General features: G+C 66.0%; 17 protein-coding genes. 5 read left to right on the top strand and 12 right to left on the bottom strand.

Annotated elements, in window-relative coordinates:
- Positions 1-17: 17 nt before the first annotated feature.
- Complete coding sequence (locus ASD67_RS01795) at positions 18-2,894, bottom strand: M16 family metallopeptidase (RefSeq protein ID WP_056342350.1); 2,877 nt, start codon at positions 2,892-2,894, stop codon at positions 18-20.
- A gap of 102 nt (positions 2,895-2,996) precedes the next feature.
- Positions 2,997-5,156, bottom strand: a complete 2,160-nt coding sequence (locus ASD67_RS01790; protein ID WP_200937966.1) for an acylase — start codon at positions 5,154-5,156, stop codon at positions 2,997-2,999.
- Positions 5,157-6,292: 1,136 nt separating this feature from the next.
- Here ASD67_RS01790 and ASD67_RS01780 point away from each other — a divergent pair.
- A complete protein-coding gene (locus ASD67_RS01780) occupies positions 6,293-7,873 on the top strand; it encodes a leucyl aminopeptidase (protein ID WP_056342345.1) in 1,581 nt (526 codons plus the stop codon).
- A gap of 70 nt (positions 7,874-7,943) precedes the next feature.
- Positions 7,944-10,523 (top strand): ATP-dependent chaperone ClpB, encoded by a 2,580-nt coding sequence (gene clpB / locus ASD67_RS01775; RefSeq protein WP_056342342.1) that lies wholly within the window; start codon positions 7,944-7,946, stop codon positions 10,521-10,523.
- Positions 10,524-10,651: 128 nt separating this feature from the next.
- Here clpB and ASD67_RS01770 read toward each other — a convergent pair whose 3' ends face one another.
- From ASD67_RS01770 to ASD67_RS01750, 5 genes are all read right to left on the bottom strand, one after another.
- The gene (locus ASD67_RS01770; RefSeq protein WP_056342339.1) at positions 10,652-13,699 is read right to left on the bottom strand and encodes a TonB-dependent receptor domain-containing protein; all 3,048 of its coding nucleotides are present in this window, start codon (positions 13,697-13,699) and stop codon (positions 10,652-10,654) included.
- A 287-nt stretch (positions 13,700-13,986) separates the two neighbouring features.
- Positions 13,987-14,301 carry a hypothetical protein gene (locus ASD67_RS01765; RefSeq protein ID WP_056342337.1) on the bottom strand — a complete coding sequence of 105 codons (315 nt, stop codon included), beginning with the start codon at positions 14,299-14,301 and terminating at the stop codon, positions 13,987-13,989.
- A 39-nt stretch (positions 14,302-14,340) separates the two neighbouring features.
- Positions 14,341-14,598 carry a hypothetical protein gene (locus ASD67_RS01760; protein WP_200937965.1) on the bottom strand — a complete coding sequence of 86 codons (258 nt, stop codon included), beginning with the start codon at positions 14,596-14,598 and terminating at the stop codon, positions 14,341-14,343.
- Positions 14,599-14,719: 121 nt separating this feature from the next.
- Complete coding sequence (locus tag ASD67_RS01755) at positions 14,720-15,040, bottom strand: hypothetical protein (RefSeq protein WP_056342333.1); 321 nt, start codon at positions 15,038-15,040, stop codon at positions 14,720-14,722.
- Between the two features lie 119 nt (positions 15,041-15,159).
- Positions 15,160-16,344 (bottom strand): aspartyl/asparaginyl beta-hydroxylase domain-containing protein, encoded by a 1,185-nt coding sequence (locus tag ASD67_RS01750; RefSeq protein WP_235535530.1) that lies wholly within the window; start codon positions 16,342-16,344, stop codon positions 15,160-15,162.
- Positions 16,345-16,387: 43 nt separating this feature from the next.
- On the opposite strand from ASD67_RS01750, the gene ASD67_RS01745 reads away from it, so the two are divergent.
- Positions 16,388-17,413, top strand: coding sequence for a hypothetical protein (locus ASD67_RS01745; protein WP_056342330.1), 1,026 nt, complete (start codon positions 16,388-16,390; stop codon positions 17,411-17,413).
- A gap of 106 nt (positions 17,414-17,519) precedes the next feature.
- Here the strand turns inward: ASD67_RS01745 and ASD67_RS01740 are convergent, their stop codons facing one another.
- From ASD67_RS01740 to xseA, 4 genes are all read right to left on the bottom strand, one after another.
- Entirely contained in the window at positions 17,520-20,711 is a 3,192-nt protein-coding gene (locus tag ASD67_RS01740) for a TonB-dependent receptor domain-containing protein (protein ID WP_235535529.1), read from the bottom strand.
- Positions 20,712-20,969: 258 nt separating this feature from the next.
- Positions 20,970-21,905: a M23 family metallopeptidase gene (locus tag ASD67_RS01735; RefSeq protein ID WP_056342327.1), complete on the bottom strand. Its 936-nt coding sequence runs from the start codon at positions 21,903-21,905 to the stop codon at positions 20,970-20,972.
- Positions 21,902-22,108 (bottom strand): DUF2093 domain-containing protein, encoded by a 207-nt coding sequence (locus tag ASD67_RS01730; protein WP_056342324.1) that lies wholly within the window; start codon positions 22,106-22,108, stop codon positions 21,902-21,904. The genes ASD67_RS01735 and ASD67_RS01730 overlap by 4 nt, the downstream gene beginning before the upstream one ends.
- A gap of 75 nt (positions 22,109-22,183) precedes the next feature.
- On the bottom strand, positions 22,184-23,614 hold the full coding sequence (gene xseA, locus ASD67_RS01725; RefSeq protein WP_056342320.1) for an exodeoxyribonuclease VII large subunit: 1,431 nt from the start codon (positions 23,612-23,614) through the stop codon (positions 22,184-22,186).
- On the opposite strand from xseA, the gene purD reads away from it, so the two are divergent.
- Both purD and ASD67_RS01715 read left to right on the top strand, forming a co-directional pair.
- The gene (purD, locus tag ASD67_RS01720; protein WP_056342315.1) at positions 23,613-24,890 is read left to right on the top strand and encodes a phosphoribosylamine--glycine ligase; all 1,278 of its coding nucleotides are present in this window, start codon (positions 23,613-23,615) and stop codon (positions 24,888-24,890) included. The two genes, xseA and purD, sit on opposite strands and share 2 nt — an antisense overlap.
- A 59-nt stretch (positions 24,891-24,949) precedes the next feature.
- Positions 24,950-25,627, top strand: a complete 678-nt coding sequence (locus ASD67_RS01715) for a hypothetical protein (protein ID WP_056342314.1) — start codon at positions 24,950-24,952, stop codon at positions 25,625-25,627.
- Positions 25,628-25,653: 26 nt separating this feature from the next.
- Here ASD67_RS01715 and ASD67_RS22860 read toward each other — a convergent pair whose 3' ends face one another.
- Positions 25,654-26,229, bottom strand: coding sequence for a hypothetical protein (locus tag ASD67_RS22860; protein WP_156377529.1), 576 nt, complete (start codon positions 26,227-26,229; stop codon positions 25,654-25,656).
- Positions 26,230-26,674: the final 445 nt, after the last annotated feature.

The following is a 26,674-nucleotide window of genomic DNA, read 5'->3' as shown; positions in this document are numbered from 1 at the left end:
CCTTACTGAAACTGATGTTAGTTATCGAGAGTCACCGTTTCCACCGGCAGACCCAATCCGTCAAGCTGTGGTTTGACCGTCGCGGCATCGCCGACGACGACATAGACGAGGCCCTCGGTGCTCAGCGCCTTGCGCGCCGCTCCGTCGATCTCGGCGGTCGTCATTGCTTCATAGGTCGCGGGCAAGGTTTCGTAATAATTGTCCGGACGGCCATATTTGACGATCGCGCGCAGTCCGCCCAGCACATCGCTCGAGGTTTCGAAGCTGCCCGGCAGTTCACGGACATTGCCGTTGGTCGTGCGCTGCAACTCTTCCGCGGTGACGCCCTTGTCGCCGAGGAAGGATTTGAGGTCGCTTTGCAGTTCCTTGATCGAATCACCGGTGCGGTCGGCCTGCACCGGTGCCGCGGCGATCCAAGCGATCCGGTCCTTGTCACTCGAAATCCGGGTCCGCACGCCATAGGACCAGCCCTTGGTCTCGCGCAGATTGGTGTTGAAGCGCGACAGGAAACTGCCTCCGAAAATATCGTTCGCCGAACGCAGCACCTCCAGCTTGTCGGTGCCTTTGGCATCGAGCACCTTGCCCGCGAGAATCACCGACTGCGGCGATTTGGGGCGATCGAAAAGCAGGATGCGCGGCTGCGGCGCCGGGATCGCGACCTCGAAATGCTTGGTCGGCTTCGCCGTCTCGGGCGCCTTCCAATTGCCGAAGGCGGTTTCGAGCTGCTTGGTCACCTCTTTCAGCGTCGTGTCGCCGACGACGAAGATGCGCGCCGTGTCCGGGCGGATCCAGGTCGAATGGAACGATGCGAGCTGGCCCTGCGTCGCAGCGGTCACCGCCTTCGCATCGCCAAGCCCCGACGGCGGAATGCCATAGGGATGGTCGGCGCCGTACAGCACCGGCATCAGCACGCGCGACGCGATCGCGTTGGGATTGTTGAGTTCGGCCTTCAGCCGGTTGAGCTGCTGCGCGCGGACCCGCTCAAGTTCCTTCGCGTCGAAGGCGGGATTGCGGATATAGTCGGCGAGCAGGGTCAGCGATGGCGCGAGGTTCGGCTTCAGCGCGAACAGTTCGAACACCGTTTCGTCGGCGTTGGCCGATCCGTCGATCTGTGCGCCGAGCCGCTCCTTCGCTTCGGCAAAGGCGATCGAATCGAGGCTCTTGGTGCCCTCGTCCATCAGGCTGAGCATCAGCGACTGGGTACCCAGCGCATCATGCGGATCGGCGGCATAGCCGGCGTCGAAGCTGACCGCGACATTGACCGTCGGCACCGCCGTGCGCTTGGCGAAGACGACCTCGATGCCATTCTTGAGCTTGGCGCGTTCGATCGTCGGGAAGTCGAGCGCGGTCAGGTCGGCGACCGCCGGCAGCTGCGACCGGTCGGCGATCGACGTGCCGAACCCCGTATCGGGTCCGACATCGCCGAGCGCGGGGTTCCAGTAGCGGTCGGGTTCGACTGCTGCCGTGACCTTGCCGGTCACTGCGCCGCCGCGATTCTCGCCGCCCTCGGTGCGTTCGCCGGGGACATAGGTGAGCGAAAAGGCCGGGCGCGACAGCCATTTGTTGGCAACCGCCTTCACCTGCTCGGGGGTCGCCTTGGCCATGCGGTCGAGCTCGACCTTGTAATAGCCCGGATCGTTCGAATAGAGCGCGCCCTCGGCGAGCGCGACCGCTTTGCCGCCGAAGCCGCCGACCGATTCGAGCCCCGAGATCGCCGACCCCAGATAACTCGCCGCCGCACGCTGCAACTCGTCGGCGGTCGGGCCGCTCGCGAGGAATTTGGCGACCTCTTCGTCAAGGCGCTGCCCGACGAGGGCGGTGTCGACGCCGGGCTTCACATCGGCCTGGACGAGCAGGATGCCGGCATCCTCGAACGGCTGGGCGAAGGCCGAGACGCTGACCGCGACCGGGTCCTTGCGCACCAGCGCATTGTCGAGCCGCGACGACGACAGCCCGCCGAGCACCGACATCGCCATCTGCAGCGGGATCGCGTCGGCATCGTTGAGGCCGGGAATCGCCCACATGCGATAGATGCGTGTCGTCGGGACGAGGTCCTTGACCTCCTTGGCGAGCGGCGCGGGCAGCGTGGGGACCGACGTCGCCGGCGCCTTCACTTCGGGACCCTTGGGAATGTCGCCGAACCACTGCTGCACCTTGGTCTTGGCGGTCGCGACGTCGATGTCGCCCGCGAGCACCAGCACCGCATTGTTCGGGCCATAATTGTCGGTGAACCACTTTTTCACGTCGTCGAGGCTCGCCGAATTGAGGTCGCCCATCGAACCGATCGTGCTGTGGTGATAGGGGTGGCCGGTCGGGAAAAGATTTTCGAAAATCTCGTAACGCAGCAGGCCATAGGGATTGTTATCGCCCTGGCGCTTCTCGTTCTGGACGACGCCGCGCTGGTTATCGAGCTTCTCCTGCGTCACCGCGCCGAGCAGATGGCCCATGCGATCGCTTTCGAGGAATAGCGCCATGTCGAGCGCGCCGGTCGGCACCGTCTCGAAATAATTGGTGCGGTCGACGTTGGTCGTGCCATTCTCGTCGGTGGCGCCGACCTGCTGCAGCGGTTCGAAGAAATCGCCCGGCGAATTTTCCGACCCGTTGAACATCAGATGTTCGAACAGATGCGCGAAGCCCGTCTTGCCCTTGGGTTCGTGCTTCGACCCGACACGGTACCACACCGACACCGCGATCACCGGCGCCTTGCGGTCTTCGTGGACGATGACGCGCAGGCCATTGTCGAGGGTGAACGCCTGATAGGGAATGTCGACCGCCTTGACGAGGTCGGCGATCGGCGCGGGGTCGGCCGCCTTGGCCTTGGCGAGTGCGGGGCCGGCGGCGACGAGCGAGGTCGACAGGGCAAGGGCAACGGCGAAGCGGTGAAAACGGGGCATGAAAATCCTCTTGAAATCAGGAGCAGGCGCGGGTTCGGCCTGCATGCGACCGGGGTGCCGGACGGCACTGTATCAACGGTTTAGGACAGCGCGCGTGCCGGTTCAAGGCCGATAGACGCGCGGCTTCGTCGCCCACAGCGCCGCGGGGTCGAACAGCACCGGCTTCAACTGGTGCCGCACGAACAGCGGCGCCTGATCGTTATAATGCGGGCTGTCCGGGCGCGTCGTCGCCGATCCGAACGGCTGGATCGATTCGGACTTGAGCTTGCCGTCCTTGCCCCAGGTCACGAACATGATGAAGCTGTCGCCGTGACGGACCTTGAGCCGGCCGTCGGGCTCGACATCCCACAGCGTCGAGGCGCGGATCGTGTCGTTGCCGCCGTCGAGCGGCAGGTCGACACGGTGATCGCCCTCACCATGGCGCAGCCGCAGCACGGTGCCGAGCTTCGGATCGAGGGTGCCGAAATGCTTCTGCAGATGGTCGGCGGCTTCCTTCAGTGTCTCGCGCGGGTCGGGGCGTTCGGCGAGCCGCTGGTAATGCACCCGGTTCGCGGGACGCAGCACCATCAGCGCCAGCGCATCGCCCTGCCCCTTGCCATCGAGGTTCCAGTCCCATGCGCGCAGCAAGGCCTGCGCCTGCGCGAGTTCGGCATCGCCCTTCAGGTTCAGCGCGAGGATGCGATCGATCCACGCCTTGGCATAGCCGGTCTTCGCATAAGCGGTGTCATATTTGATCGCCTTCAACCGCGCCTCGTCGATCTGTCCCGACGCCTCGAACAGGTCGATCAACCGCGACGCACGGTTGCTCATATCGTCCTCGATCCCGAGCAGCGGCGAGAAAGCCGCCGCGTCGAGTTCGTCGCCCGGCCCCGCCGCGACCCACGGCGTGTTGTTGGCGTTCATCACATAACCCGACGCCGGATTGACCAGCGTCGGGACGCGGTCGAATGGCAGCGTCTTGGTCCACAGGTCCGCCGAGCGATCGCCCGGCAATATGCCGCGCCAATTATAGCCCGCCGGCCGGTCGGGGAACATCGCGTTGTAGAACATCCCGATATTGCCTGCGGCGTCGGCATAGATGAAATTGGTCGCGGGCACGCCCTGTCCCGCCATGGCGGCGCGCCATTCGGCGAAATTCTTCGCCTTGTTCAGCCGATAATATTGGGTGACCATATTCGCCTGGTCGATCCCGGCGTAGCGGATCGCAAAGGCGCCCTTGGCGTTCCTGATCACCGGGCCATGCACCGAGCGATAGACCATGCGCGGCACCGGCAGCACGAAGGGACCAAACTTGACCTTGAGCCACACCCGCTTCGCCTCGAGCGGGCGCCACTGGCCGTCGAAGCGATAATTCTCGCCGCTCTCGTCGAGCACGAGCTGATAGATGTCGATCAGGTCGGGCCGGTTCACCGTGTTGGTCCAGCCGAGATATTTGTTGTGGCCGAGGAAGGGGTAAGGCGAGCCGGGGAAGTTCGCGCCCGCGAAATCCCAGCCTTCCTCGCTATGCACGACCAGTTCGTACCAAGCGACCCCGCCGGTCCACGGCTGGTGCGAGTTGGAGACGAGCCGTGTCGCACCGTCGGCCGCGCGCGACGGCGCGACCGCCATCGCGTTCGACCCGTTGGCGGCGGGGTCGCTGCCGAGCGGCGTGTCCTTGCGCGGTACGATCTTGCCCGTCGCGTCGAGTTCGGGGCCGCCCTCGCGCCCCATCTCCTTGCCTTCGACGAGCGAGCCGAGCGTCGAATCGAGCCCGAAGAAAAAGGGCGAGCGCAGCACGAAACCCGCGACGACATCCTCGCCGGTCACCGGGAAGAGCTTCGACAGCCGCACTTCGTCCGGATGCTTGTCGGCGTAGCGATTGAGCCCGGCCGCATAAGCGGCGAACAGCGCCTGCACATCCTTCGGCAGCCGCGGCCAGTCGCGCGCGGTGGTCGTGCGGATATCGAGCAGCGCCGCGGCATAGTCGATCTTGGCGCCATCCTGCCCCAGCATCGCCCCGGCGCGCCCGCGCGTCATCGCGAGCACTTCCTGCAGCGTCGAAAAATCATCCTCGGCATGCGCATAGGCGACGCCATAGGCGACATCGGCGTCGGTCTTGCCGAAGATGTGCGGCACGCCGAACCTGTCGCGCGCGATCTTGACGTCGGTCGGCTTGAAGCTCGGCGCGGCGGGCGCTTCGGTGGTCAGCGGCTCCCACACCGCGAGCGACACCCCGGCAAGCAGCAGCAGGAGCAACAGCCCGATTCCCAATTTGCGCAGCATGCTGGTCCCTCTGGTTCGCGGATCGACGACAAGATCGAAACCCGGCGCGGTGCTGCCCCAGTTCGCGCACATTGGCAATCATTAGCCGCGCCGCTAGCGTCGAGAAGTTGGCGGGCGGAGGCGAAGAATGAAGCGGCACGATGGGACGGGGGAGAATCGACATTCGCCCTGGCGCGATCTCGACATCGACCCCACGTCGGACATACGCGCGGTTCGATCCGCCTATGCCCGCAAGTTGAAGGCGATCGACGTCGAAAGCGATTCAGCGGCGTTCATCTCGCTGCGCCGGCATTTCGACCGAGCGATGCTCTTGGCGGCGCGTTTGCCGGCAGGCAACGCGGTACGAATGGAATATTCGTCCGCGCCGGCGACGAGCGAGTCGCTGCAAAGGAGCCCCGCCTTGCAGCCAGTCGACCGTTCCGAGGCGGATGGATCGGTATCATTCGAACGGCTAACCCAAGAGGTGCAGCAACTGTTGTGGCAACCGCCAAACACCGAGCGCGATGTCCACCTGTGTGAAGCGACGCGCNCCGCCGCGCTGCTCGATGCCATTCCACGGTCCGACGCCATCATCGCAATCGTCTCGGATCATTATCACTGGCATGAACGGGTCGCTGGTGTCCGGGAACTGCCGGGCCTGCCGTCGATTATTCAGCGTCGCGAGGATATCGCCTGCAGCCAGCGCCTTCGACGAACCGATCATGACTGGCACGCTGCTTACTCATATCTGCAAGCGTCAATCCGACCTTCGGTAACGGACGAGCAAAAGCGGACGCTCGGCAATCAGATCGCGGAGATGCTGGAAAGCATCCGCTACTACCATCCGACGGTCGAGTCCGAGCTGGATGGCGGCCATGTCGCTTATTGGGATCGCCTGATCGGCGAAGCCAAAACAGCCCGCAAAGCCGAGAAAAAGATTCAGCCCACCTTCCTCCAGAATATCTTCGGCTTCATTCCTTATTGGGGCTGGATGCTGATCCTGTTTGCTCTCAGCGCTTTGGTCGCCGGCGACCCGCCCCCGCCACGCTGACAGGCACCGAAATGTCGTTCGTCGAGCCGCGCTTTGCCGACGAGCATTGGGCTGTTAGCGCTTCACCCGGACCAAGATCGATGGAATAACAGGGAGTTTCCGTTTGATGCGTACCAAAAGCCTGCTGCTCGCCGCCTGCCTCTCGCTCGCGCCTTTGACGGCGCCCACCGCCTTGGCGCAGGACGTGACGGGCTCGGGCGTCGTCCCCGGCACCATCGCCAACAGCGCCGAGCGCCCGATTGGCTTCGCCGCGAGCGCCCCGGCGAAGGGCGTGCTGGTGGTGCTGATGGCCGATGCAACGCTGCCAGCGCTCGACGCGGTCGGCGTCGGCGCGGGCGAGCGCGCCGCGATCGAGGCGGCGATCGTCAACGCCAAATTCGACGGCAAGGCCAACGCCACGCTGTCGCTGCGTGGGATCGGCGCGCACAGCCGCATCCTGCTCGTCGGCACCGGCGCGGCGCCCGCGATGCTCGCGCTCGCCGAGGCGAGCGGCAAGGCGGCGCAGGAACTCAAGTCCGACGCGCAGCCGGTGACGCTGACCGGCGCCTTTACCGGCACGCAGGGCGCCGAGGCGGGCTATGGCTTTGCGCTCGGCCAGTACCGCTTCGACCGCTACAAGACCGTCGATCGCAAGGCGCCCGCAACCGACGCGGTAACGATCGTCGGCGGCGACAGTGCCGCCGCCGGATCGGCCTTCGCCGCGCGCTGGCGCCCACTCGCCGACGGCGTGCGCCTGTCGCGCGACCTCGCCAACGAACCCGCCAATGTCGTCTATCCCGAAAGCTTCGTCGCCGAGGTGCGCCAGGCCTTTGCCGGCGTCCCCGGCGTGACGATCGAGGTACTCGACGAGGCGGCAATGCGACGGCTCGGCATGGGCACGCTCGTCGGGGTCGGCCAGGGCAGTCCGCGCGGATCGCGCCTGCTCGCGGTGCGCTATCGCGGCGCTGACTCCGACGCCGCGCCGCTCGCCTTCGTCGGCAAGGGCATCACCTTCGACTCCGGCGGCATCTCGCTCAAACCCGGCAGCGGCATGTGGGACATGAAGGGCGACATGTCGGGCGCCGCCTCGACCGTCGGCGCCGTCCTCTCGCTCGCCAGGTCGAAGGCGCCGGTGCATGTCGTCGCGGTCGCGGCGCTCGCCGAGAATATGCCCGACGGCAACGCCCAGCGCCCCGGCGACGTCGTGCGCACCATGTCGGGCAAGACGATCGAGATGCTCAACGCCGATGCCGAAGGGCGGCTCGTGCTCGCCGACGCCAATGAATATGTCGCCGACAAGTACAAGCCGCGCGCGATCGTCAATATCGCAACGCTGACCGGATCGATCGTAGGCGCGCTCGACAACCAATATGCCGGGCTGTTCGCGCGCGACGAGACACTCGCTGCGCAGCTGCTCGCGGCGGGCACGACGAGCGGCGAGGAACTCTGGCGCATGCCGCTCCACAAAAGTTACGCGAAGAAGATCGAATCGGACATCGCCGACGTCCGCAACATCGCGCCGGGCGGCGGCCCGGGCGCGAGCATCGGTGCGCATTTCATCGGCTATTTCGTCGCCGAGACGACGCCCTGGGCGCATCTCGACATCGCCGGGGTGAACCAGGCCGACAGCGCCTCGCCGCTTGTCCCCAAGGGCATGTCGGGCTTCGGGGTGCGCCTGCTCGACCAGTTGGCGCGCGGCGGATATTGAAGGGTTGGGGAAGCCTCTTGTGTTGCCCAAAAGCAACACTATCTCTGAGTCAGAGAAAGGGGCTTTCTGAATGAACCTCGAAAAATTCACCGACCGCGCCAAGGGCTTTTTGCAGGCGGCGCAGACGATCGCGATCCGCATGAACCATCAGCGGATTTCGCCCGAGCATGTCGCCAAGGCATTGCTCGAAGACAATCAGGGCATGGCCGCCGGGCTGATCGCCAAGAGCGGCGGCGATGCCGCGCGGGCGGTGCAGGGCATCGACGCACTGCTCGCCAAGGTGCCTGCGGTGTCGGGGTCGGGCGCGCAGGCGACTCCGGGCCTCGACAATGATGCCGTGCGCCTGCTCGACCAGGCCGAGCAGGTCGCAACCAAGGCCGGCGACGGCTTCGTCACCGTCGAGCGGCTGCTGCTCGCGATGGTGCTGGCATCGGGCACCCCCGTCGCCAAGGCCTTCGCCGATGCCGGCGTGAAGGCCGACGCACTCAACACCGCGATCAACGACCTGCGCGGCGGACGCACCGCCGACACCGCCAGCAGCGAAGACCGCTACGAAGCGCTCAAGAAATTCGCCCGCGACCTCACCGAAGTCGCGCGCGAGGGCAAGCTCGATCCGGTGATCGGCCGCGACGAGGAGATCCGCCGCACGATCCAGATTCTCGCGCGCCGAACCAAGAACAACCCGGTGCTGATCGGCGAAGCCGGCGTCGGCAAGACCGCGATCGCCGAAGGCCTCGCGTTGCGCATCGTCAACGGCGACGTGCCCGACAGTTTGAAGGACCGCCGCCTGCTGTCGCTCGACATGGGCGCGCTGATCGCGGGCGCCAAATATCGCGGCGAGTTCGAGGAGCGCCTCAAGGGCGTGCTCGACGACGTCAAGGCCGCCGAGGGCGAGATCATCCTGTTCATCGACGAGATGCACACGCTGGTCGGCGCGGGCAAGGGCGAGGGTGCGATGGACGCCTCGAACCTCCTGAAGCCCGCGCTCGCGCGCGGCGAACTCCACTGCATCGGCGCGACGACACTCGACGAATATCGCAAGCATGTCGAAAAGGACCCCGCGCTCCAGCGGCGCTTCCAGCCGGTCTTCGTCGGCGAGCCGACGGTCGAGGATTCGATCTCGATCCTGCGCGGCATCAAAGAGAAGTACGAGCTGCACCATGGCGTGCGGATCACCGACGGCGCGATCGTTGCCGCCGCGACGCTGTCGAACCGCTATATCTCCGACCGCTTCCTGCCCGACAAGGCGATCGACCTGATGGACGAGGCGGCGAGCCGTATCCGCATGGAGGTCGAATCGAAGCCCGAGGAGATCGAAAACCTCGATCGCCGCATCATCCAGATGAAGATCGAGGAATCGGCGCTCGGCAAGGAAAGCGACGCCGCGTCGAAGGAGCGGCTCGCGACTTTGCAGTCCGAACTCGCCAATCTCGAGCAGCAGTCGGCCGAGATCACCCAGAAGTGGCACGCCGAAAAGGACAAGATCCACGCCGAGGCCAAGATCAAGGAAGAACTCGACGCCGCGCGTTCGGCGCTCGACCAGGCGCAGCGCGCGGGCGACCTCGCGAAGGCGGGCGAGCTCAGCTACGGCACCATCCCAGGCCTCGAGAAGCAGCTCGAAGCGGCGCAGGCCGCGGCGGGCAACGCGATGCTGCGCGAGGAAGTCACCGCCGACGATATCGCCGCGGTGGTCAGCAAATGGACCGGCATCCCCGTCGACCGGATGATGGAAGGCGAGCGCGAGAAATTGCTCGCGATGGAATCGACACTCGAAAAGCGCGTGATCGGCCAGGACGATGCGGTGCGCGCCGTCTCGACCGCGGTCCGCCGCGCGCGTGCGGGGCTTCAGGATCCGAACCGTCCGCTCGGTAGCTTCCTCTTCCTCGGGCCGACGGGCGTCGGCAAGACCGAGCTCACCAAGGCCCTCGCGCGGTTCCTGTTCGACGACGACAATGCGATGGTCCGCATCGACATGTCCGAATTCATGGAAAAGCACAGCGTCGCGCGGCTCGTCGGCGCGCCCCCGGGCTATGTCGGTTATGAGGAAGGCGGCACGCTCACCGAAGCCGTGCGCCGCCGGCCCTATCAAGTCGTGCTGTTCGACGAGGTCGAAAAGGCGCATCCCGACGTGTTCAACATCCTGCTCCAGGTGCTCGATGACGGGCGCCTCACCGACGGGCAGGGCCGCACGGTCGATTTCACCAATACGCTCATCATCCTGACCTCGAACCTAGGCAGCCAGGCGATCGCGGCGCTCCCCGACGACGCGCCGATCGAACAGGCCGAACCCGCGGTGATGGAGGTCGTGCGTGCGCATTTCCGGCCCGAGTTCCTGAACCGGCTCGACGAGATCGTGCTCTTCAACCGTCTCGCGCAGCAGCATATGGGCGGCATCGTCGACATCCAGGTCGCGCGCGTCCAGAAGCTGCTCAATGATCGCAAGGTGACGCTCGACCTCAGCGACGCCGCGCGCGCCTGGCTCGGCCGAGTCGGCTACGACCCCGTCTATGGCGCAAGGCCGCTCAAGCGTGCGGTGCAGAAATATCTGCAGGACCCGCTCGCCGACCTGATCCTGAAGGGCGAAGTCAGGGACGGCTCGACGATCAGGGTCGACGAAGGTGACGGCGCGCTGAAACTGACCGCGGCGTAAAGGCCAATCCTCCCTGTGGCNCGGCGAAGCCGCTGACGGAGGGGCTTTGGCGCAACGTTGCGGCCCCTCCACCACCGCTTCGCGGCGGTCCCCCTCCCCACGGCTGCGCCGCAGGGAGGAGTGTCCGCTTACAGTCCCAGGCTCGCAAGGTTCACCTTCACCCCCGCATAGACGTAACGCCCGCGGAAGCTCGAGGGATAGTTGAGCTCGCCGACATCGGGATCGCGACCGAAGATGTTGTTCACGCCGGCATAGAATTGGAAACGCTCGTCGTCGGTCTTGAAGCCGAGCTGGACGTCATGTTCCCATTTCTCGCGGTAATAGATGTATTTCGGATCGACGAGATCGGGGTTCGCCTCGATCTGCTCGGTCGTGAAGCGCCGCGTCTTGCTGAAATAGTTGACGCCATAATTCAGCGACCAATTGTCCTTCACCCAGGTGATGTCGAGCGTGCCGTTCCATTTCGGCGCGAACGCCTCGGTCCGGTCGTTGTCGACCTCGGCCCCCGGGGTCGAGATGAAGGTCAGGCTATCGAGATAGCCGCCCGCGAGCCGCAGATTGAACTGGCCAAGGCTGTCGCTCGGCCGGAAGGCATAGTTGATCGTGAAGTCGGCGCCCGACGTCGCGAACTGCGACACGTTGAGCGGCCGCAGCAGATAGTCCGAAACGAACCCGGTCGACGGATCGCGGGTGATCAGGTCGCAGAACTGGTTGTCGAGCGTTGGCTGATCGACGCAGGCGTTGGTGAGGTCCTGCGCGGTCGCCGTCGTGATCGCATTGGCGATCTTGATGTCATACCAGTCGAAGGTCGCGACCAGCCCCGGAATGAAGGTCGGCCGCAGCACCACCCCCGCGGTCCAGGTCTTCGCCGTTTCCTCGTTGAGGAAGGGCGTGCCGATCGTCCGGCCCGGCAGCGACGCCGTCGCCTGCGGATCGTTCGTAGGATTGAAGGTCGCCGGATCGATGCCGAGCGCGGTCAGCGTTGCGTTGCAGTTGGCGACGCGGAACGACGTGCCTTCGGCGAGGTTGGTCGGATCGCACGGGTCGTCGATGAACGAAAAGGTCCCGTTTTGCGGTGCGAACAACTCGGTCAGGTTCGGCGCGCGCACCGCCTCCGAATAGGTGCCGCGGAACCGGATGTCGCGCACCGGCCCCCAGGTGCCGTCGACCTTCCACGTCGTCGTGCTGCCGATCGTCGAATAATCCGACACGCGGATCGCCGCACCGAACTGCAGGATATCGGCGAACGGCATGCCGCGCAGCACCGGGATATTGATTTCGGCAAAGGCCTCCTTGACGTCGAAGCTTCCCGACTCAGGGAACTGCGCCGCCAGATCGGCGAGCGCATCCTGGACGAGGAAGGGGTCGGGGACGAAGTTCGACTTTTCCTTCCGATATTCGGCGCCCAATGCAAAGCCGATCGGGCCGCCGGGCAGTTCGAACACCGCGCCCGTGTCGCCTGATACCGAGGCGCTGACCACATGCTGCTGTACTTTGACGCGGTTGGCGAGGTCGACGTTGATCCAGTCGAGCGCCGCCTTGCTCGGCGAACCCTCGCCGAAGATGTTCAGCGGCACGCAGCCGCTGTTCGCGCCGGGGGTGAAGGTGATCGGCGTCGTGTTGGCGCCGATGATGATCCCATTGGGGTCGTTCAGCGGCGCGGTCGGATCGAGCGACGAGCGGCAGACGATATTGCCGTTCGGCGTTCCGGTCGTGAACGCGCCCTGGTCGACCGCATCGAGCGCCGCGAAATAGCGGTCGCGCAGGCGGTAATTGGTGCTCAGGAACTGCGTCTTGGTCTGGCCGTAGACATAGCTCACCTCATAGGTGAGATTGTCGGTGAGCCGGCCGTCGAAGCCGAGCACCCCGCGATAGGTGTCGCGCTCGGCATATTCGCCGCGCACCCCGAGGTCGAAATTGTCGCGACTGACAAGAACGCCATCGGGAAGGAAGCCAGCTTCGCCGAAGATTCCGAGCGACAGCGCATCGGGCACGATCGCGTTCCGGATCGCAGCGGGAATGAACGGGTTGTCGGCCTGCACCGTCGTGAAGAAGTCGAACGACGGCTGCGCGAAGGAGAAGTTCTTCGTTTTGACGTACTTGCCCTCGACGAAGAAGCGCAGCGCGTCGCTGAACTCATAGCTGCCGAGCAGGTTGATATTATGCTTTTCGGTCTTGGGCTGGAGGTCGCCCTGATAGCCCGCGATCGGGGTGCTGTCGCCGCCCTGCACCACGCCGCCCGAACCGGGGATCGCGGTTCCAAGGTCGTAAATCTTGCCCGCGCCGGTGAAGTCGGGCGAAAAGTCGATATCGACATCGACCGCGCCGCCCGGCGCGCTGTCGGCATAGCGGATGTCGTTGTACAGGATGCGGTCGACGATGTTTGGGACGTCGGGGAAATCGGCGAGGTTGCGGCGGAAGCTGAACAGGCCGAGGTTGCGCCCGGTCTTGCGCGCATCGGCGGGCACCCGCGAATCGCGGTTATATTCGTAGGACAGCGCGACATTGCCACGGTCTTCCGAGAAATTGGTGCCGACGGTCAGCGCGCCATAGATGTTGTTCGCGTCGCCCCGCGACGAAATGCCCGTCTGGAAGCGCGCGTCGATGCCCTCGAAATCGCGCTTGAGCACGAAGTTGACGACGCCCGACACGCCATCGGCGCCGTACACCGCCGACACGCCGCCGGTGAGCACGTCGATGCGGTCGATCAGCGCGTTGGGGATGGTGTTGATGTCGACCGACGAGGTGCCGGTGATCCCCGAAATATGGCGGCGGCCGTTGACGAGCACGAGCGTGCGTTCGGTGCCGAGGTTGCGCAGGTTGAGCAAATTGACCCCGACCCCGCCGAACGATGCGGTCGATCCGCCGGCATCGGCGGTCGTGCTCGACCCGAGCAGCGCCGGATTCTGGACCAGCAGGTCGGTCAAATTGGTAAGCCCCGATTGCTGGATCGTCTCGCTGCTGATCGAAGTGACCGGATTGGGCGAATCGGCTTCGGGACGTGCGATACGCGACCCGGTGACCACGATGGCCTCGCCATCGTCGGCCGCGGCGTCGGCGACGGCATCATCGGCGGGCGCTTCCTGCGCGAAGGCGGGGGTGGCACAAAGCGCCAGGCCGAGGGCCAATGGCGCGGCACCGCGGCGCAGGCTTGCCAGAACGACGAGATTTTTCACGGATGGGACTCCCTTTTTGTCATCAACAAAAGGTGAGCCATGGCAGGGGGCGGCGCGCGCCAACAGGCAGCGCGCTCCGTCATCCGGCACGACCCACCCCACATCGTGCACTGAAGGATTATCCTTAATTTTCTGTTATTTCGGTGAATCCCCGGTGCAAAACCAACATGCAGGGGCCACGTGCCAAAACAAGCATGGTCCGGCCAAGCGACGTGGGGCTTCGACGAACGGTCGTCAGACGCGCGGATAGTGGCGCGCATCGACCGTGCATTACGTGCCGCGATAATTTAGTTGCTGTGGTTGACCGGTGCGCGCGTCATCGCTTCGGCGGTTTGGCGGGCATCCTGATTTTCCTTCGCCCACACCGCCTTCCACTGTTCATTGGTGTGGCAGGCGCGGTTCTTCTTCACCAGTGAGCCGATCTCGAGCGTCTTGCGGCATTTGATATAATAGGGATGGGCCGGCGCGAGTCCGACGTTATATGCCTTGATCTCGGTCGGCGTCATCTCCGACGGCTTCCGCGTCGGCGGCGCGCGATCGGCAGCGGGATCGGGAGCCGCGGCCGACACGGCCAGTGCAAGCGCTGTTAATATCGTCAACATCGAGACCGTCTTTCCTTCAACAGGGCCCCCGGGCCGCGCCTATTGCGGGCGTCTGGGAATGGTGACCAACTGGTCGGCGGGTTCCTGCGGATTTGTCCAGCCGCGTGCGAGCGTCTCCATCGTATCGCGGGCATCCTGATTGCCCTTGTCGACGATCCGTCGCCACTGTGCATTCGTGTTGCACACCCGCAACTTCTTCACCAGCGAGCCGATTTCCTCGATCTTGCGGCATTTGATATAATTGGGATCGGCAAACGCCAGCCCTTCATTATGCGCATCGATTTCGGCCCCGGTCATTTCCGAAGGGGTCCGCGCGAGGGGCATGTCATCGCTCGCCGATGCCGCGGCCGGGGCCACCAACATCAACGATATGGATAATATGGGACCCGCACGCATCATCATCTCCCCATCGGTTGCGTCAGTTCGAACCGCCCGCCGCCTTGCTCGTCATCGCCTCGGCGGTGTCGCGCGCATCCTGGTTGCCCTTCGCCGACACTTCCTTCCACTTCTCGTTGGTGTAGCACACCCGGTTCTTCTTCACGAGCGAACCGATTTCGAGCGTCTTGCGGCATTTGATATAATAGGGATGGGTCTGCGCCAGCCCCTCGTTATACGCCTTGATCTCGGTCGGTGTCATCGCCGAGGGCGCCTTGGTCGGCGGCGCGCGGTCGTCTTCGGCCGCCTGGGCGACCGGAGCCGCAACCAGCAACGCGGCAAACAGGGTCACATATTTACGCATCGAATATCCTCCTTGCCGCCGGGCGGGCCGGCGGCATCCAGGCGATATCATATGTCGGCGTGCACCCCTTCGCCAAGCGGAATCTCCAGTCGAAACCATGGCCGCGAGCGGGCGCCGGTTCAGCGCGGAATGGCGAAGCCCGTCGCGTCCGCGGCGGCGAAATAGCGGGTCAAAAGCTCCTGCTCGCGCGGGGTCAGATGCGGGTTCCAGACGTCGAAGATCAGCACCGCGCGCAGATCGTCGCTGTCGTTCCACGCCTCATGTTCGATCGTGTCGTCGAAGGCGAAGGCCTTGCCCTCCTCCCACGCCCGCGTCTCGCCCCCGACCCGGAAACCGCAGCCCGGCGGCACGATCAGCGGCAGATGGACGATCGCCCGCGTGTTGGTCACCCCGGTGTGCGCGGGGATGCGTGTGTGGGGTTTCAGCAACGAAAAAAAGGCGCTCGGCGATCGGCCCGGAATATGCGCGCCCGGTACCGCGGCGAACGCCGCGGCGGTCGCCGGGCAGCGGTCGAGTACCGCCGGATTCGGCTCACCATATTCCCACAGGAAGCACGCCCCCCAATCGAGCCGGTTGTCGAGCGGCGACCAGATCGACGTCGGGGTTCCCGCGTCCATTCGCACATAGGGACGCAGCGCATCGCCGGGATCGTCGAGCAGCGCCACGAGTTCGGCGCGGATCGCATCGGTCTGCGCCTCGACATCCGCGAGCCACGGGAAATGGCCGCGATCGAAAAATTCGTCGGCGGGCAGGAACGGATAATAAAGCCCGGCGCATTCGTTCTGATAGATACGACGGCGCCCAAGCGCGCTCGCGACGAAAGCATCGCCGCGGCGTGCCTCGATCTCGGACAGGTCGCCCCGCATCGGCGCGAGCGCGCCGGTGACGGCATCGAACATCGTGTCGGTCGCCCCCGCGACAAAGGCCTGGCCGTGCGCCAACAGCGGTGCGAGCGGCGGCGGCATCGGATCGAGCTGGCCGCCGAGCGCGGTCGCCGCGCTCCATGCGCCGAGCGCCGCGCCAAGTTCGCCCCGCGCCTCATGTCGCTCGGCCTTGCGGACCCAGGCCATCAGGTCGCGCCGGTCGACCGCGAGCGCGGCATCGAGCGCCGCCAGTTCGCGCCCGTCGTCGCCGAGCGCGCGCCAGGCCGACGCGAGGTTGCGCTGCAGCGCACCCGACTGCGGGTCAGCGGCGGCGGCGGCGGTAAAATGGGTCACGGCGGCAGCGGGATCGCCCGCCTGAAGCGCCGCGATGCCCAACCGGTTGGCCTCGACGGCCGATGCAGGCTGAGAAGAGCTGGTCATGGCCATGCTTGCCATCGGCGGATGCAATCGGCAAGGTCGATTGATGACCGCCGCGCCTTCCGTGACCGCCATTATCGGCGATGCCGAATGGCTGGCGCACCGCTACGATCCCGGCCACGACACCTTTCATTTTCGCCGCGTCGGACGCGAAGCGCGGGCAGTCGTTCCCTTCCTGACCGATGCCTGCCTCGGCGAGGACGCGGCAGCGGTCGTGCTGGCCCGGAAGGACTGCCGCGCGCCGACCGCGAACGCCCCGGCGCCGCTGCATTTTCTTTTCCATTCGGCCTATTGCGCCTCGACGATGCTCGTCCAGGCGCTCGACCAGCCGGGGGTCGCGACCGGCCTCTCCGAGCCGGTGCTGCTCAACGACATGGTCGGCTGGCGGCGGCGCGGCGCCGCGCCGCAAGAGCATGGCCGGGTGATGGACGACGCGATGGCGATGCTCGGCCGCCCTTTCCGTCCGGGAGAGGCGGTGGTGGTGAAGCCGTCGAACATCTTCAATCCGCTGGCGCGTGGCGCGTTGACGCTTCGCCCGCAGGCGCGCGCGATCCTGCTCCACGCGCCGCTCCGCGCCTTTCTGTTGTCGGTAGCGCGCAAGGGCATGTGGTGCCGGCTGTGGTGCCGCGAACTGCTCGAAAATTACCTCGCCGACGGGTTCGTCGCACTCGGGTTCGAGCCGCGCGACTATTTCCGCCAGTCCGACCTGCAAATCGCCGCGGTCGGCTGGCTCGCCCAGCAACAGGCCTTTGCCGCGCTCGCGGCATGGGCGCCCGATCGCATCGCGACGCTCGACAGCGAGACGCTGACCGCCGACCCCGCCGCGGCGGTGCTCGGCGCCGCGCGCCATTTCGGACTCGCCGCGGACCCGGCGCACATCGCGGCCCATCCCGCGCTTGCCCGCAACAGCAAGTCGGGCGCCGCCTTCGCGCCCGGCGAGCGTCAACGCGACCTTGCGGCGGCGGAGGCCGCCTATGGCGAAGAGATCGAGCAGGTCGCCGGCTGGGCGGCCGTCGTCGCCGAACGGGCCGGCATCCCGCTGGCCTTGCCGCGCAGGCTCGCCATCGCCTGACGCCACGGCGTCACCTCCGCCACCGGTTCGTGCGGATTACCGCAGGCAAAGAAAAAGGGGCGGACATCGCTGTCCGCCCCCGATTCCTGTGCTTGGCTGAAGAAGACTAGAACTTCAGCTTCGCCGACACCGCGTAGCGGCGGCCCAGCGCGTCGTAGGTCGACGGATAGGTGTTGCCGCTGTTGTACGTGGTCGAACCCAGCGAGTTGCCGACGATCGGCGGCTTCTGGTTGAGCATGTTCTGCACCGTCGCCGTGAAGGTCAGGTTTTCGCTGACGTTGAACCGCGCGGTCAGGTCGAAATAATGCTTCGCCTTGATCTTGCGGAACTCGGGATTGACCATGCAACCGCCGGTGTCGGTCGTTTCCGGATTCGGACAGTCGCCCGGATTTTTAAGCGCGAAGTCCAGATCGTCCTTCAACTGCTCCGGCTCGAACGAAACGCTATCCTGCCAGCGCCACAGCAACGAAAGGTCGACCTTGTCGAAGCCCAGCGTGAAGCGGTTCGAGAACTGGAGCTCGGGCTGGATCGAACCGGTGAACGAGCAGTTCACGCTGTAGTAGCCAACGCATTCGCGGTTCAAGCTTTCCGGATCAGCGGCATTGGCCTTGAACTTCGAGTGACGCGTCCAGTTGCCGACGAACGACCAGTCGAGGCTGGCGAAGCCCAGATCGGCGTTATAGTTCAGCAGCAGGTCGACGCCGTCGGTGTACAGGCGACCGAGGTTGTTGGTCGTACCGAACAGGCCCGGCGTGGTCGCCGGATCGCCGTCGAGACCACCGGTCAGCGGGTTACGGCGAATTGCCGTACAAGCCGGATCGGTGGCGCTGCCCGCGGTGAGGTTATCGAAGCAGGCGCTGATGATGTCACCCGGCAGCGGCGTGCCCAACACGTCGTTGATCTTGATGTTGTAGTAGTCGATCGACATGTTGAAACGCGGCAGGAAGTCGGGCTGCCACACCACACCCAGGGTCCAGGTATCGGCCTTTTCCGGCTGCAGGTTCAGGTTACCACCGGTGGTGATGTTCGCCTGAGCTGCGGTCGGGTTGGTGATCGAACCGATCGTGCCGGCCGGAGCGCCCTGTGCGATACAGACAGCGCGCAGGTTGGCGTTCGCCGGCAACGTCGGACCCGTGCCAGCGCACGGATCAATGCCGAGGTTGGTCAAACCGACGCTCGTCGGCGTGAACAGTTCGCCGATGTTCGGCGCACGCACAGCGCGGCTGTAGTTACCACGGAACTTGACGCCCGCACCCGGTTCCCAGCTGCCGCCGGCTTTCCAGGTGGTGGTGTTGTACCCGCCGGCGCCGTTGATGCTGTAATCCGAATAACGGATACCGGCTTCGAGGGTCAGGCTTTCGAAGAAAGGCTTGTCCTCGATCAGCGGCGCGACGATTTCGGCATAGGCCTCATAAACGTCATAGCCGCCGTCGATGTCGGGAGCCGCACCGCCGGCGCCGCCGAGCTCACCCGCCGTCTTGGCGAGAAGGTCCGATTGCTGCTGCGCCTTGTACTTGCGATATTCGCCGCCGATCGCGAAACCGATCGGCTGGACGGCACCCGGCGAAGCGAAGCCGAGGTCGCCCGAAATGATCGCGCGGACCTGTGCCAGCGACGTGCGATTGACCGACGTGCTGTTTTCCTGGAGATAATCGGCCATCGCAGGCGTGATCGAGCCTTCGGGACCGAACAGATTGACGGGAACGCAGGCCGCGTTGCCGCTCTGGCAGGTCACGCCGTCGTTCGACAGTGCGGCTTCGCGGAAGCGCGACTGCAGCGTGTAGCCCTGGATCGTCTGGATATTTTCCGATTCGCCATAGGCGCCCTCGATGCTCCAGTCGAGCGTGTCGGTGATGCCGCCACGGGCGCCGATGCGATAGTCGAAGAAGGTCGTCTGATAGTCGCTGATACGCGGACCGACTTCCGGCGTACGACGATTCAGCGTTGCCGCCGGATTCGACTGATAGCCTTCGCCGTCGCTAACAACGCCGTCGTTGTTGACGTCGAACGGCACGAGGACACTGTTCAGACCGATTTCACGATAATTCGGGTCCGAACGACCGGTCGCCGTTGCGGCGGCCGCACATTCGTCAACCGAAAAACGCGCCGTATAGATGTCGGGGCGGCTGTTGACGTCAAACGCGCAAAGCTGAGCCCGCAGCGATGCCGGCAGGAACGGGTTGTTGAGGTTGATCGGAACCGAACCGCCGAACGAACCCGACGGCGCGATGATCGTCGAAACGGTCTGCTTCGAGAACATGCCGCGCGTGTAGACCTCAACCGCATCGGACACTTCATAATTGGCCTGGCCATAGATATTGAAGCGCTCGAACGGCGTCTGGAAGATGTTGAACGGGTTGAAGTTGAAGGTCTGGAACGTGCCGACGGCCTGGCCAGCGGCATTCACCTGACGGACGCCGCCATTGGCTGCACCGCCGGGATTGGCGGCATAGATCGGCGTACCATCGGGGTTGCGACCGACGAAGACCGATTCAGGCGTGATGTTCGGCGTGCCGCCCGCAAGCAACGGACGCGTGCCCGAGAAGCGCGAGGGAACTGCGGTGCCCGAACCGCCAGTGCCGCCGGTGTAGCTGTCGACCTGGTTGACCGAGAACGGACGCGCGCCCTGATAGACGGGGTCGGCCTGCTGGTAACCGATGCTCAGCACGGCGTTGCCGCGACCATCGTCGAAGTTCGCACCGATGGTGGCGTCGACGCGGAAGACGTTGCCGTCACCCTGCTCGGTGATCTGCTCCGAAGCCGTGACTTCCAGACCGGCGAAATCGCGCTTGGTGATGAAGTTGACGACGCCGGTGATGGCGTCGGCACCATAGGTGGTCACCGCGGCGCCGGTCAGCGCGTCGACGCGCTCGATCAGGGCCAGCGGGATGTTGTTAAGGTCGACGCGGCCGTTGACGTCCGACGGCGCGACGCGGTTGCCGTTCAGCAGCACGATGTTGCGGGTCGAGCCGAGGCCACGAAGATCGACGTACGAAGCGCCGCCGTTGCCGTTGTTGACGGCCGAACCGATGTTGGCGACGACGCCCGGCAGTTCGCGCAGAACTTCTTCCGCGGTGTTCGACTGCTTCAGCTCGATCGTGTCCGACGTGGTCACGTTGACCGGCGTCGACTGCTCGAGGTTCGGGTTGCGGATCAGCGAACCGGTGACGACGATTTCCTTTTCGGCCGCCGCACCTTCTTCTGCGTCCTGCGCGAAGGCAGGAACCGAAACGAGCGCAACGCTCAGCACCAGCGGTGCGGCGCCCAGTTTCAGCTTGGAATATTGGGTTTTCTTCACAGTGCAGTCCCTTGCTACTGATGGATAAGATACCCGGACCCCCATTGCGCCGGCAAAACGCCAGCGCACAGATGCCCCGATAGCGTGCGGGATGATCCTTCATTCATGTGGAGTAAAGGGAATTTCCGGCGCTTCCGGCGGTTTCACCGGCCATTGTGACGTATTTGCAACAAGTGCGAGGGCGCGCGAAATTCTATGATGCGTCGCAGCATGTTATGCGACATAAAGTTACGCCGGTTACGAATTCCGGTGCGGGCCTCAGTTCACCATCGGCCCCGCGAGCTTGCCCGGATCGAGGCGCGCATCGCGCCATTTCATGCCCCAGTGCATATGCGGACCCGTCGCGCGGCCGGTCTGCCCCACCGTGCCCAGCCGCTGCCCCTGGACGACGCGGTCGCCGACCTTCACGTCGAGCCGCTGGCAGTGGAGGAAGGCGCTGTTCAGCCCCATGCCGTGATCGACGATCAGCAGATTGCCCTCGAGCGTGAAGGGCGACGCCGCCGCGAGGACGACGACCCCGTCGGCGGGCGCGACGAAGGGCGTGCCCGCCGGCACCGCGATATCGGCGCCGCTGTGATAACTGCCCGGCTTGCCCTGATAGACGCGCTGCGACCCGAAGAAGCCCGATCGCCGCCCGGTCACCGGCCAGATGAAGCGCTGGCGCCAGCCGTCCGAGGCGTGATCGACGCGGCGCGCCTCGGCGATCTGCGCCAGTTCGGCGGGGCGGCGGCGTTCGAACTCGGCGTCGCTCGACGCGCCGCCGCGATAGGGGGCGTTGATATTCTCGATCCGCCAGTTGCCGGGCGCGATGCTCAACGCACGTTCGATCGTGCGGCCGTCGGCGAAGGTCGCCACGAGCCGCGCCGTCGCGGCGGCGTCGCGGTCGAAGGCGATCAGGAAGGCGCCGTCGTCGGTCGTCGCAACCGGCCTGCCGTCGAGCGTCAGTCCCGTGATTCCGCTCGGCGCCTGCCCGACCATGGCGCCGCCCTGCTCGGCGGTGCCCCGCAGCGTGAAGTCGCGGCGGAGCGGCGCGATCGGGCCGATCACCACCGGCTGCGGCGGCGCGGCGGCCTCGACCCGCGGCGGAGGCGGCGGCAGCGCGGCCGACTCGCTGACCGGGGGGACGCAGCTTCCCGCAACGATCAGCAGCGGCAGCGCGGCACCATAGCGCCGCCAGCGTCGGTGGCGCGTCATGCCCTGGATTCGAGCGCCGCCTGCACCGAAATCGCCGCGCTCGCATAAGGCTCCTGCCGTGCCACCGACCAGTAGCGCAGCTCGTCGAGCCCGATCGGCACCCCGGTCACCGCGCACAGCACATGATCGCCCGGCGACAATATCCGAAAGCCGTTGGGCCCGAACTGCAGGCGGGCGAGGCGGTTGCGGCTGGCGATCAACATGGTCGGGGGTCCATTCGGTGACGATATCTGCCTCGACCATAGCAGCTTCGGCGTGCCCGGCCAGCCCCGGCGACGTCAGAAAAGCTCGCCCTGCCCCCGTTTGGGCGCGTCCGGCGATGGCTTGCGCGCCGGTTTGGCCGCGGCCGGAAGAGGCGGAGCGGCATCGCCGCCCGCCACCTGCACCGGCACTTCGCCGTCGGCGAACTGCAGCCACAGATGCCCCGCCTGCTCGGCCTTCGCCGCGGTCGTGACGATCGCCCCGCCGGTATCGCGCACCATCGCATAGCCGCGCGACAGCAGCGCGCGCGGGTCGAGGCTATCGAGCAATCGCCCCAGCCCTTCGATCCGCGCCCGGTCGCGGTCCCAGCGCCGCGCCAGCAGCGACGGCCGGAGCGCGCCCGACCGCGTCGCGAGCCGCTCGGCGATCACCGCCAGCCGGTGGCGCTGGCTGCGGTCGAGCCGGTCGCCCGAATCGTCGAGCCGCTGGCGCTGCGGCGCATAGAGCGCCTCGCGGCGCGGCAAATGCCGCGCCAGCGCGGTCAGCCGCTCGCCCGCCAGCGCCTGATGCCGGTTCGCCGCCGCGATCATCCGGCCGGCGCGCTGGAGCAGCAGTTCCTGCAATTCGGCGCGCACCGGCACCGCCATCTCGGCGGCCGCCGTCGGCGTCGGCGCGCGGCGGTCGGCGGCATAGTCCGCAAGCGTCGTGTCGGTTTCGTGCCCCACGGCGCTGATCGTGGGGATCCGGCAGTCGGCGAGCGCGCGCACGACGACTTCCTCGTTAAACGCCCACAGATCCTCGATCGAGCCGCCGCCGCGCGCGACGATGACGAGGTCGGGGCGCGGCACCGGCCCGCCGGGCGCGATCGCGTCGAAGCCGCGGATGGCGTTCGCAACCTGCGCCGCGGCGCCGTCGCCCTGCACCAGTACCGGCCAGACGATGACATGCATCGGGAACCGATCGGCGAGGCGGTGGAGAATGTCGCGGATCACCGCGCCGGTCGGCGAGGTCACCACACCGATCACACGCGGCAGGCGCGGCAGGGGCTGCTTGCTGTCCTGATCGAACAATCCCTCTTCGCCGAGCCGCGCCTTCAATTTCTCGAAGAGCAGCATCAGCGCGCCCTCGCCCGCGACCTCGAGCGTATCGACCACCAGCTGATATTTCGACCGCCCCGGATAGGTGGTGAGCTTGCCGGTCGCGATCACCTCGATCCCGTCCTCGGGCCGGAAGGCGAGGCGCGCCGCCTGCCCCTTCCACATCACCATGTCGATCAGCGCATTATCGTCTTTCAGCGCGGCATAAAAATGCCCCGACGCCGCACGCTTCGCCCCCGACAATTCGCCGCGCACGCGGACGCGCGCAAAGCCGTCCTCGACCGTGCGCTTGATCGCCGCCGACAATTGGCTGACCGATAGCGGCGGCACATTGTCGCCGGGCGCCGCCTCGGCTAACAGCCGCGCCGCGGGGTCGGTTTCGGACGCCGGATCGGGAAAAGGGACTGCCATGAATATCCTGCTGGTCGGCTCGGGGGGCCGCGAACATGCGCTGAGCTGGCAACTGGCACAATCGCCGTCGTGCGCCAAGCTCTATGCCGCGCCCGGCAGCCCGGGGATCGAGGCCCATGCCGAATGCGTCGCGATCGGCGTCGACGACCTCGACGGCCTCACCGCCTTCTGCACCGCCCACGCGATCGACTTCGTCGTCGTGGGTCCCGAGGCGCCCCTCGTCGCCGGCCTCGCCGACCGGCTGCGCGCGCTCGGCATCGCGACCTTCGGTCCCGGCGCCGCGGCGGCGCGGCTCGAAGGCAGCAAGGGCTTTACCAAGGACCTGTGCGCCCGCGCGTCGATCCCGACCGCCGCCTACGCCCGCTGCACCAGCGCCGACGAAGCCCATGCGGTGCTCGAAGGGTTCGACATTCCGGTCGTGATCAAGGCCGACGGCCTCGCCGCGGGCAAGGGCGTGATCATCGCCGAGACCGCTGAAGACGCCGCCGCCGCCATCGACGACATGTTCGACGGCGCCTTCGGCGGCGCGGGTGCCGAGGTGGTGATCGAGGAGTTCATGACCGGCGAGGAGGCGAGCTTCTTCGCGCTGTCCGACGGCACCGACGTGATGGCGTTCGGCAGCGCGCAGGACCACAAGCGCGTCGGCGACGGCGATGTCGGCCCGAACACCGGCGGCATGGGCGCGTACAGCCCCGCCCCGGTCCTCACCCCCGACCTCGAAGCGGCGGTGATGGACCGCATCATCCGCCCGACCGTGGCGACGCTCGCCGCCGAGGGCACGCCCTATGTCGGGGTGCTGTTCGCCGGGCTGATGCTCACCGACACGGGGCCGAGGCTGATCGAATATAACGCGCGTTTCGGCGACCCCGAATGCCAGGTGCTGATGATGCGCTACACCGGCGACCTCGCCGCGCTGCTCCACGCCGCCGCGACCGGCGCGCTGGCCGGGGCGACCCCGCCCGCTTTCACGAGCGACTATGCGCTGACCGTGGTGATGGCGGCCAACGGCTACCCCGCCACCCCCGAAAAGGGCGGTGTCATCCATGGCATCGCCGACGCCGAAAGCGGCGGCACACGCGTTTTCCACGCCGGCACCGCGCGCGAAGGCGACACGATCGTCGCGGCGGGCGGGCGCGTGCTGGGCGTCACCGCGACCGGCCGCACCGTCACCGAGGCGCAGGCGCGCGCCTATGCCGCGGTCGACAGACTCGATTTCCCGACCGGCTTCTGCCGCCGCGACATCGGCTGGCGGGAAGTCGCGCGCGAGGCGAAATAGGCGGTGCTGGACGGCGCGGACGCGCGCGCATAGGCTGACCCCAACACAGGGAGACTATCATGGTGTGGCTTCAGGAAAATTATGTCGTCGCGGTCGTCGGACTCGTCGTCGCGGTCGTGCTGCTATGGTTCCTGTTCGGCCGCAAAAAGGCCGAGGATGTCGCGCCGACATTCGCCCCGCCCGCCGAACCGAAGAAGCCGCTCGAAGCGGTGAAGCCCGAGATCGTCGCCGCCGAACCCGCACGGTTCAAGCCGAAGGAACCGGCGCCGGTGCCCGCGCCCCCGGTCGCAGCCCCTCCGCCTCCCCCGCCCCCGGCGCCCGAACCGGTCGTCGAACCGGCACCCGTGCCCGAAGCACCGGCGGCACCGGCCGAACCGGCGCCCCCGCCGCCGGCTGTCGAGGCGACCACCGAAGCGGCCCCCGCTCCGGCCCCTGAACCGGCTCCGGCTCCGGCTCCGGCTCCGGCTCCGGCTCCGGCTGTCGCGAAGGCCGATAATCTCCAGCTGATCAAGGGACTCGGCCCCAAACTCGCCGGCCTGCTGAACGGCCTCGGCGTCAGCAGCTTCCAGCAGATCGCCGACTGGACCGAAGCCGACATCGCCGTGATCGATCCGCAGCTCGGCGCCTTCCAGGGCCGCATCGCGCGCGACAATTTCGTCGACCAGGCGGGCTATCTGGCGCGCGGCGACAAGCCCGGGTTCGAGGCGAAATATGGCGCGCTTGGGGGCGAGCTGTAACGACGGGTTTCGACCGTTTGTGGACGTCAGCTGCGGCGGCTTGGAGCGGGTTCGCTGCTCAATGCTGTAGAAATCATAGCTGCTGGTACCGTGATAATCTTAGAGTGTGATTTTAGCAGATCGTACCCAGGGGCAAAAAGCCGCAGGCAGGCGGATTGAGCCGTTTCGCGAAGGTCGTAAGTGGGTAACTGAATTTGTCCGGGTTGCGTTGCGGCACGCGCATGATGAGCGACAGGGATGTAAATTCGGTAATGGAACCGGCCGTCAACGCCGGGTCGCAGGGCTGGTGCCTCCGATGGTACGCCCAAGTCGTCGCCATTATCACTGAATGGCCCGAAGGCGATTAGCCCATTTCCATCGCGAAGCGGGCAGAAATCCGCATTCACATACAGGCCGTCGATTTCCTCAGAAAGAGCTGTGACGCTTGTATCTGAAACCAGTCGGACTTCTAAAAATCGGCCATAGCTGAGGGATGTTTCGTCAGAGAGGGGCACATCAGTCGCGATGCGCACGGACTCTACGGCGTAATCACCGAGATCCTGCCCGCATCCGGTGAGCAGGAGAAGCGCCGAAATGGTAGGAAGCGGCGCCGCGATTCTCACGTCTCATACTGTAGCAGCCCAAGGTCCGCTTTCCACCCCAAAGCCGACCCTTCGCCGCCACCGAAAATAATCCTTTCCTAAATTAGTTCGCTATGTTCCAAACTGGTGGATGGAACCCTCGCCTTCCCCGACACCCGCCCTGTTGCTCGCCGACAGCTGCCTCGCCTTCGCGCCGGTGCCGCAACAGCGCCATCGCGTCGATGGCTGGACACCCGAAACGCAGGCGCGCTTCATCCGCGCGCTCGAGGCGATGGGGTCGGTGGGCAAGGCGGCGCGCGCCGTCGGCATGGGCCGTGCCTCGGCCTATCGCCTGCGCGACCGACCCGGCAGCACGCCTTTCGCGGCGTCCTGGGATCGCGCGATATCGATGGGGCGCACCTATCAATATAGCATCGCGATCGACCGCGCGATCAACGGCGTGACGACGGTACGCGTTTTGAAGGGC

The sequence above is a fragment of the Sphingopyxis sp. Root1497 genome, from assembly GCF_001427085.1.
Taxonomy (GTDB): Bacteria; Pseudomonadota; Alphaproteobacteria; order Sphingomonadales; family Sphingomonadaceae; genus Sphingopyxis.
This window is presented reverse-complemented; position numbering and strand designations above follow the sequence as displayed.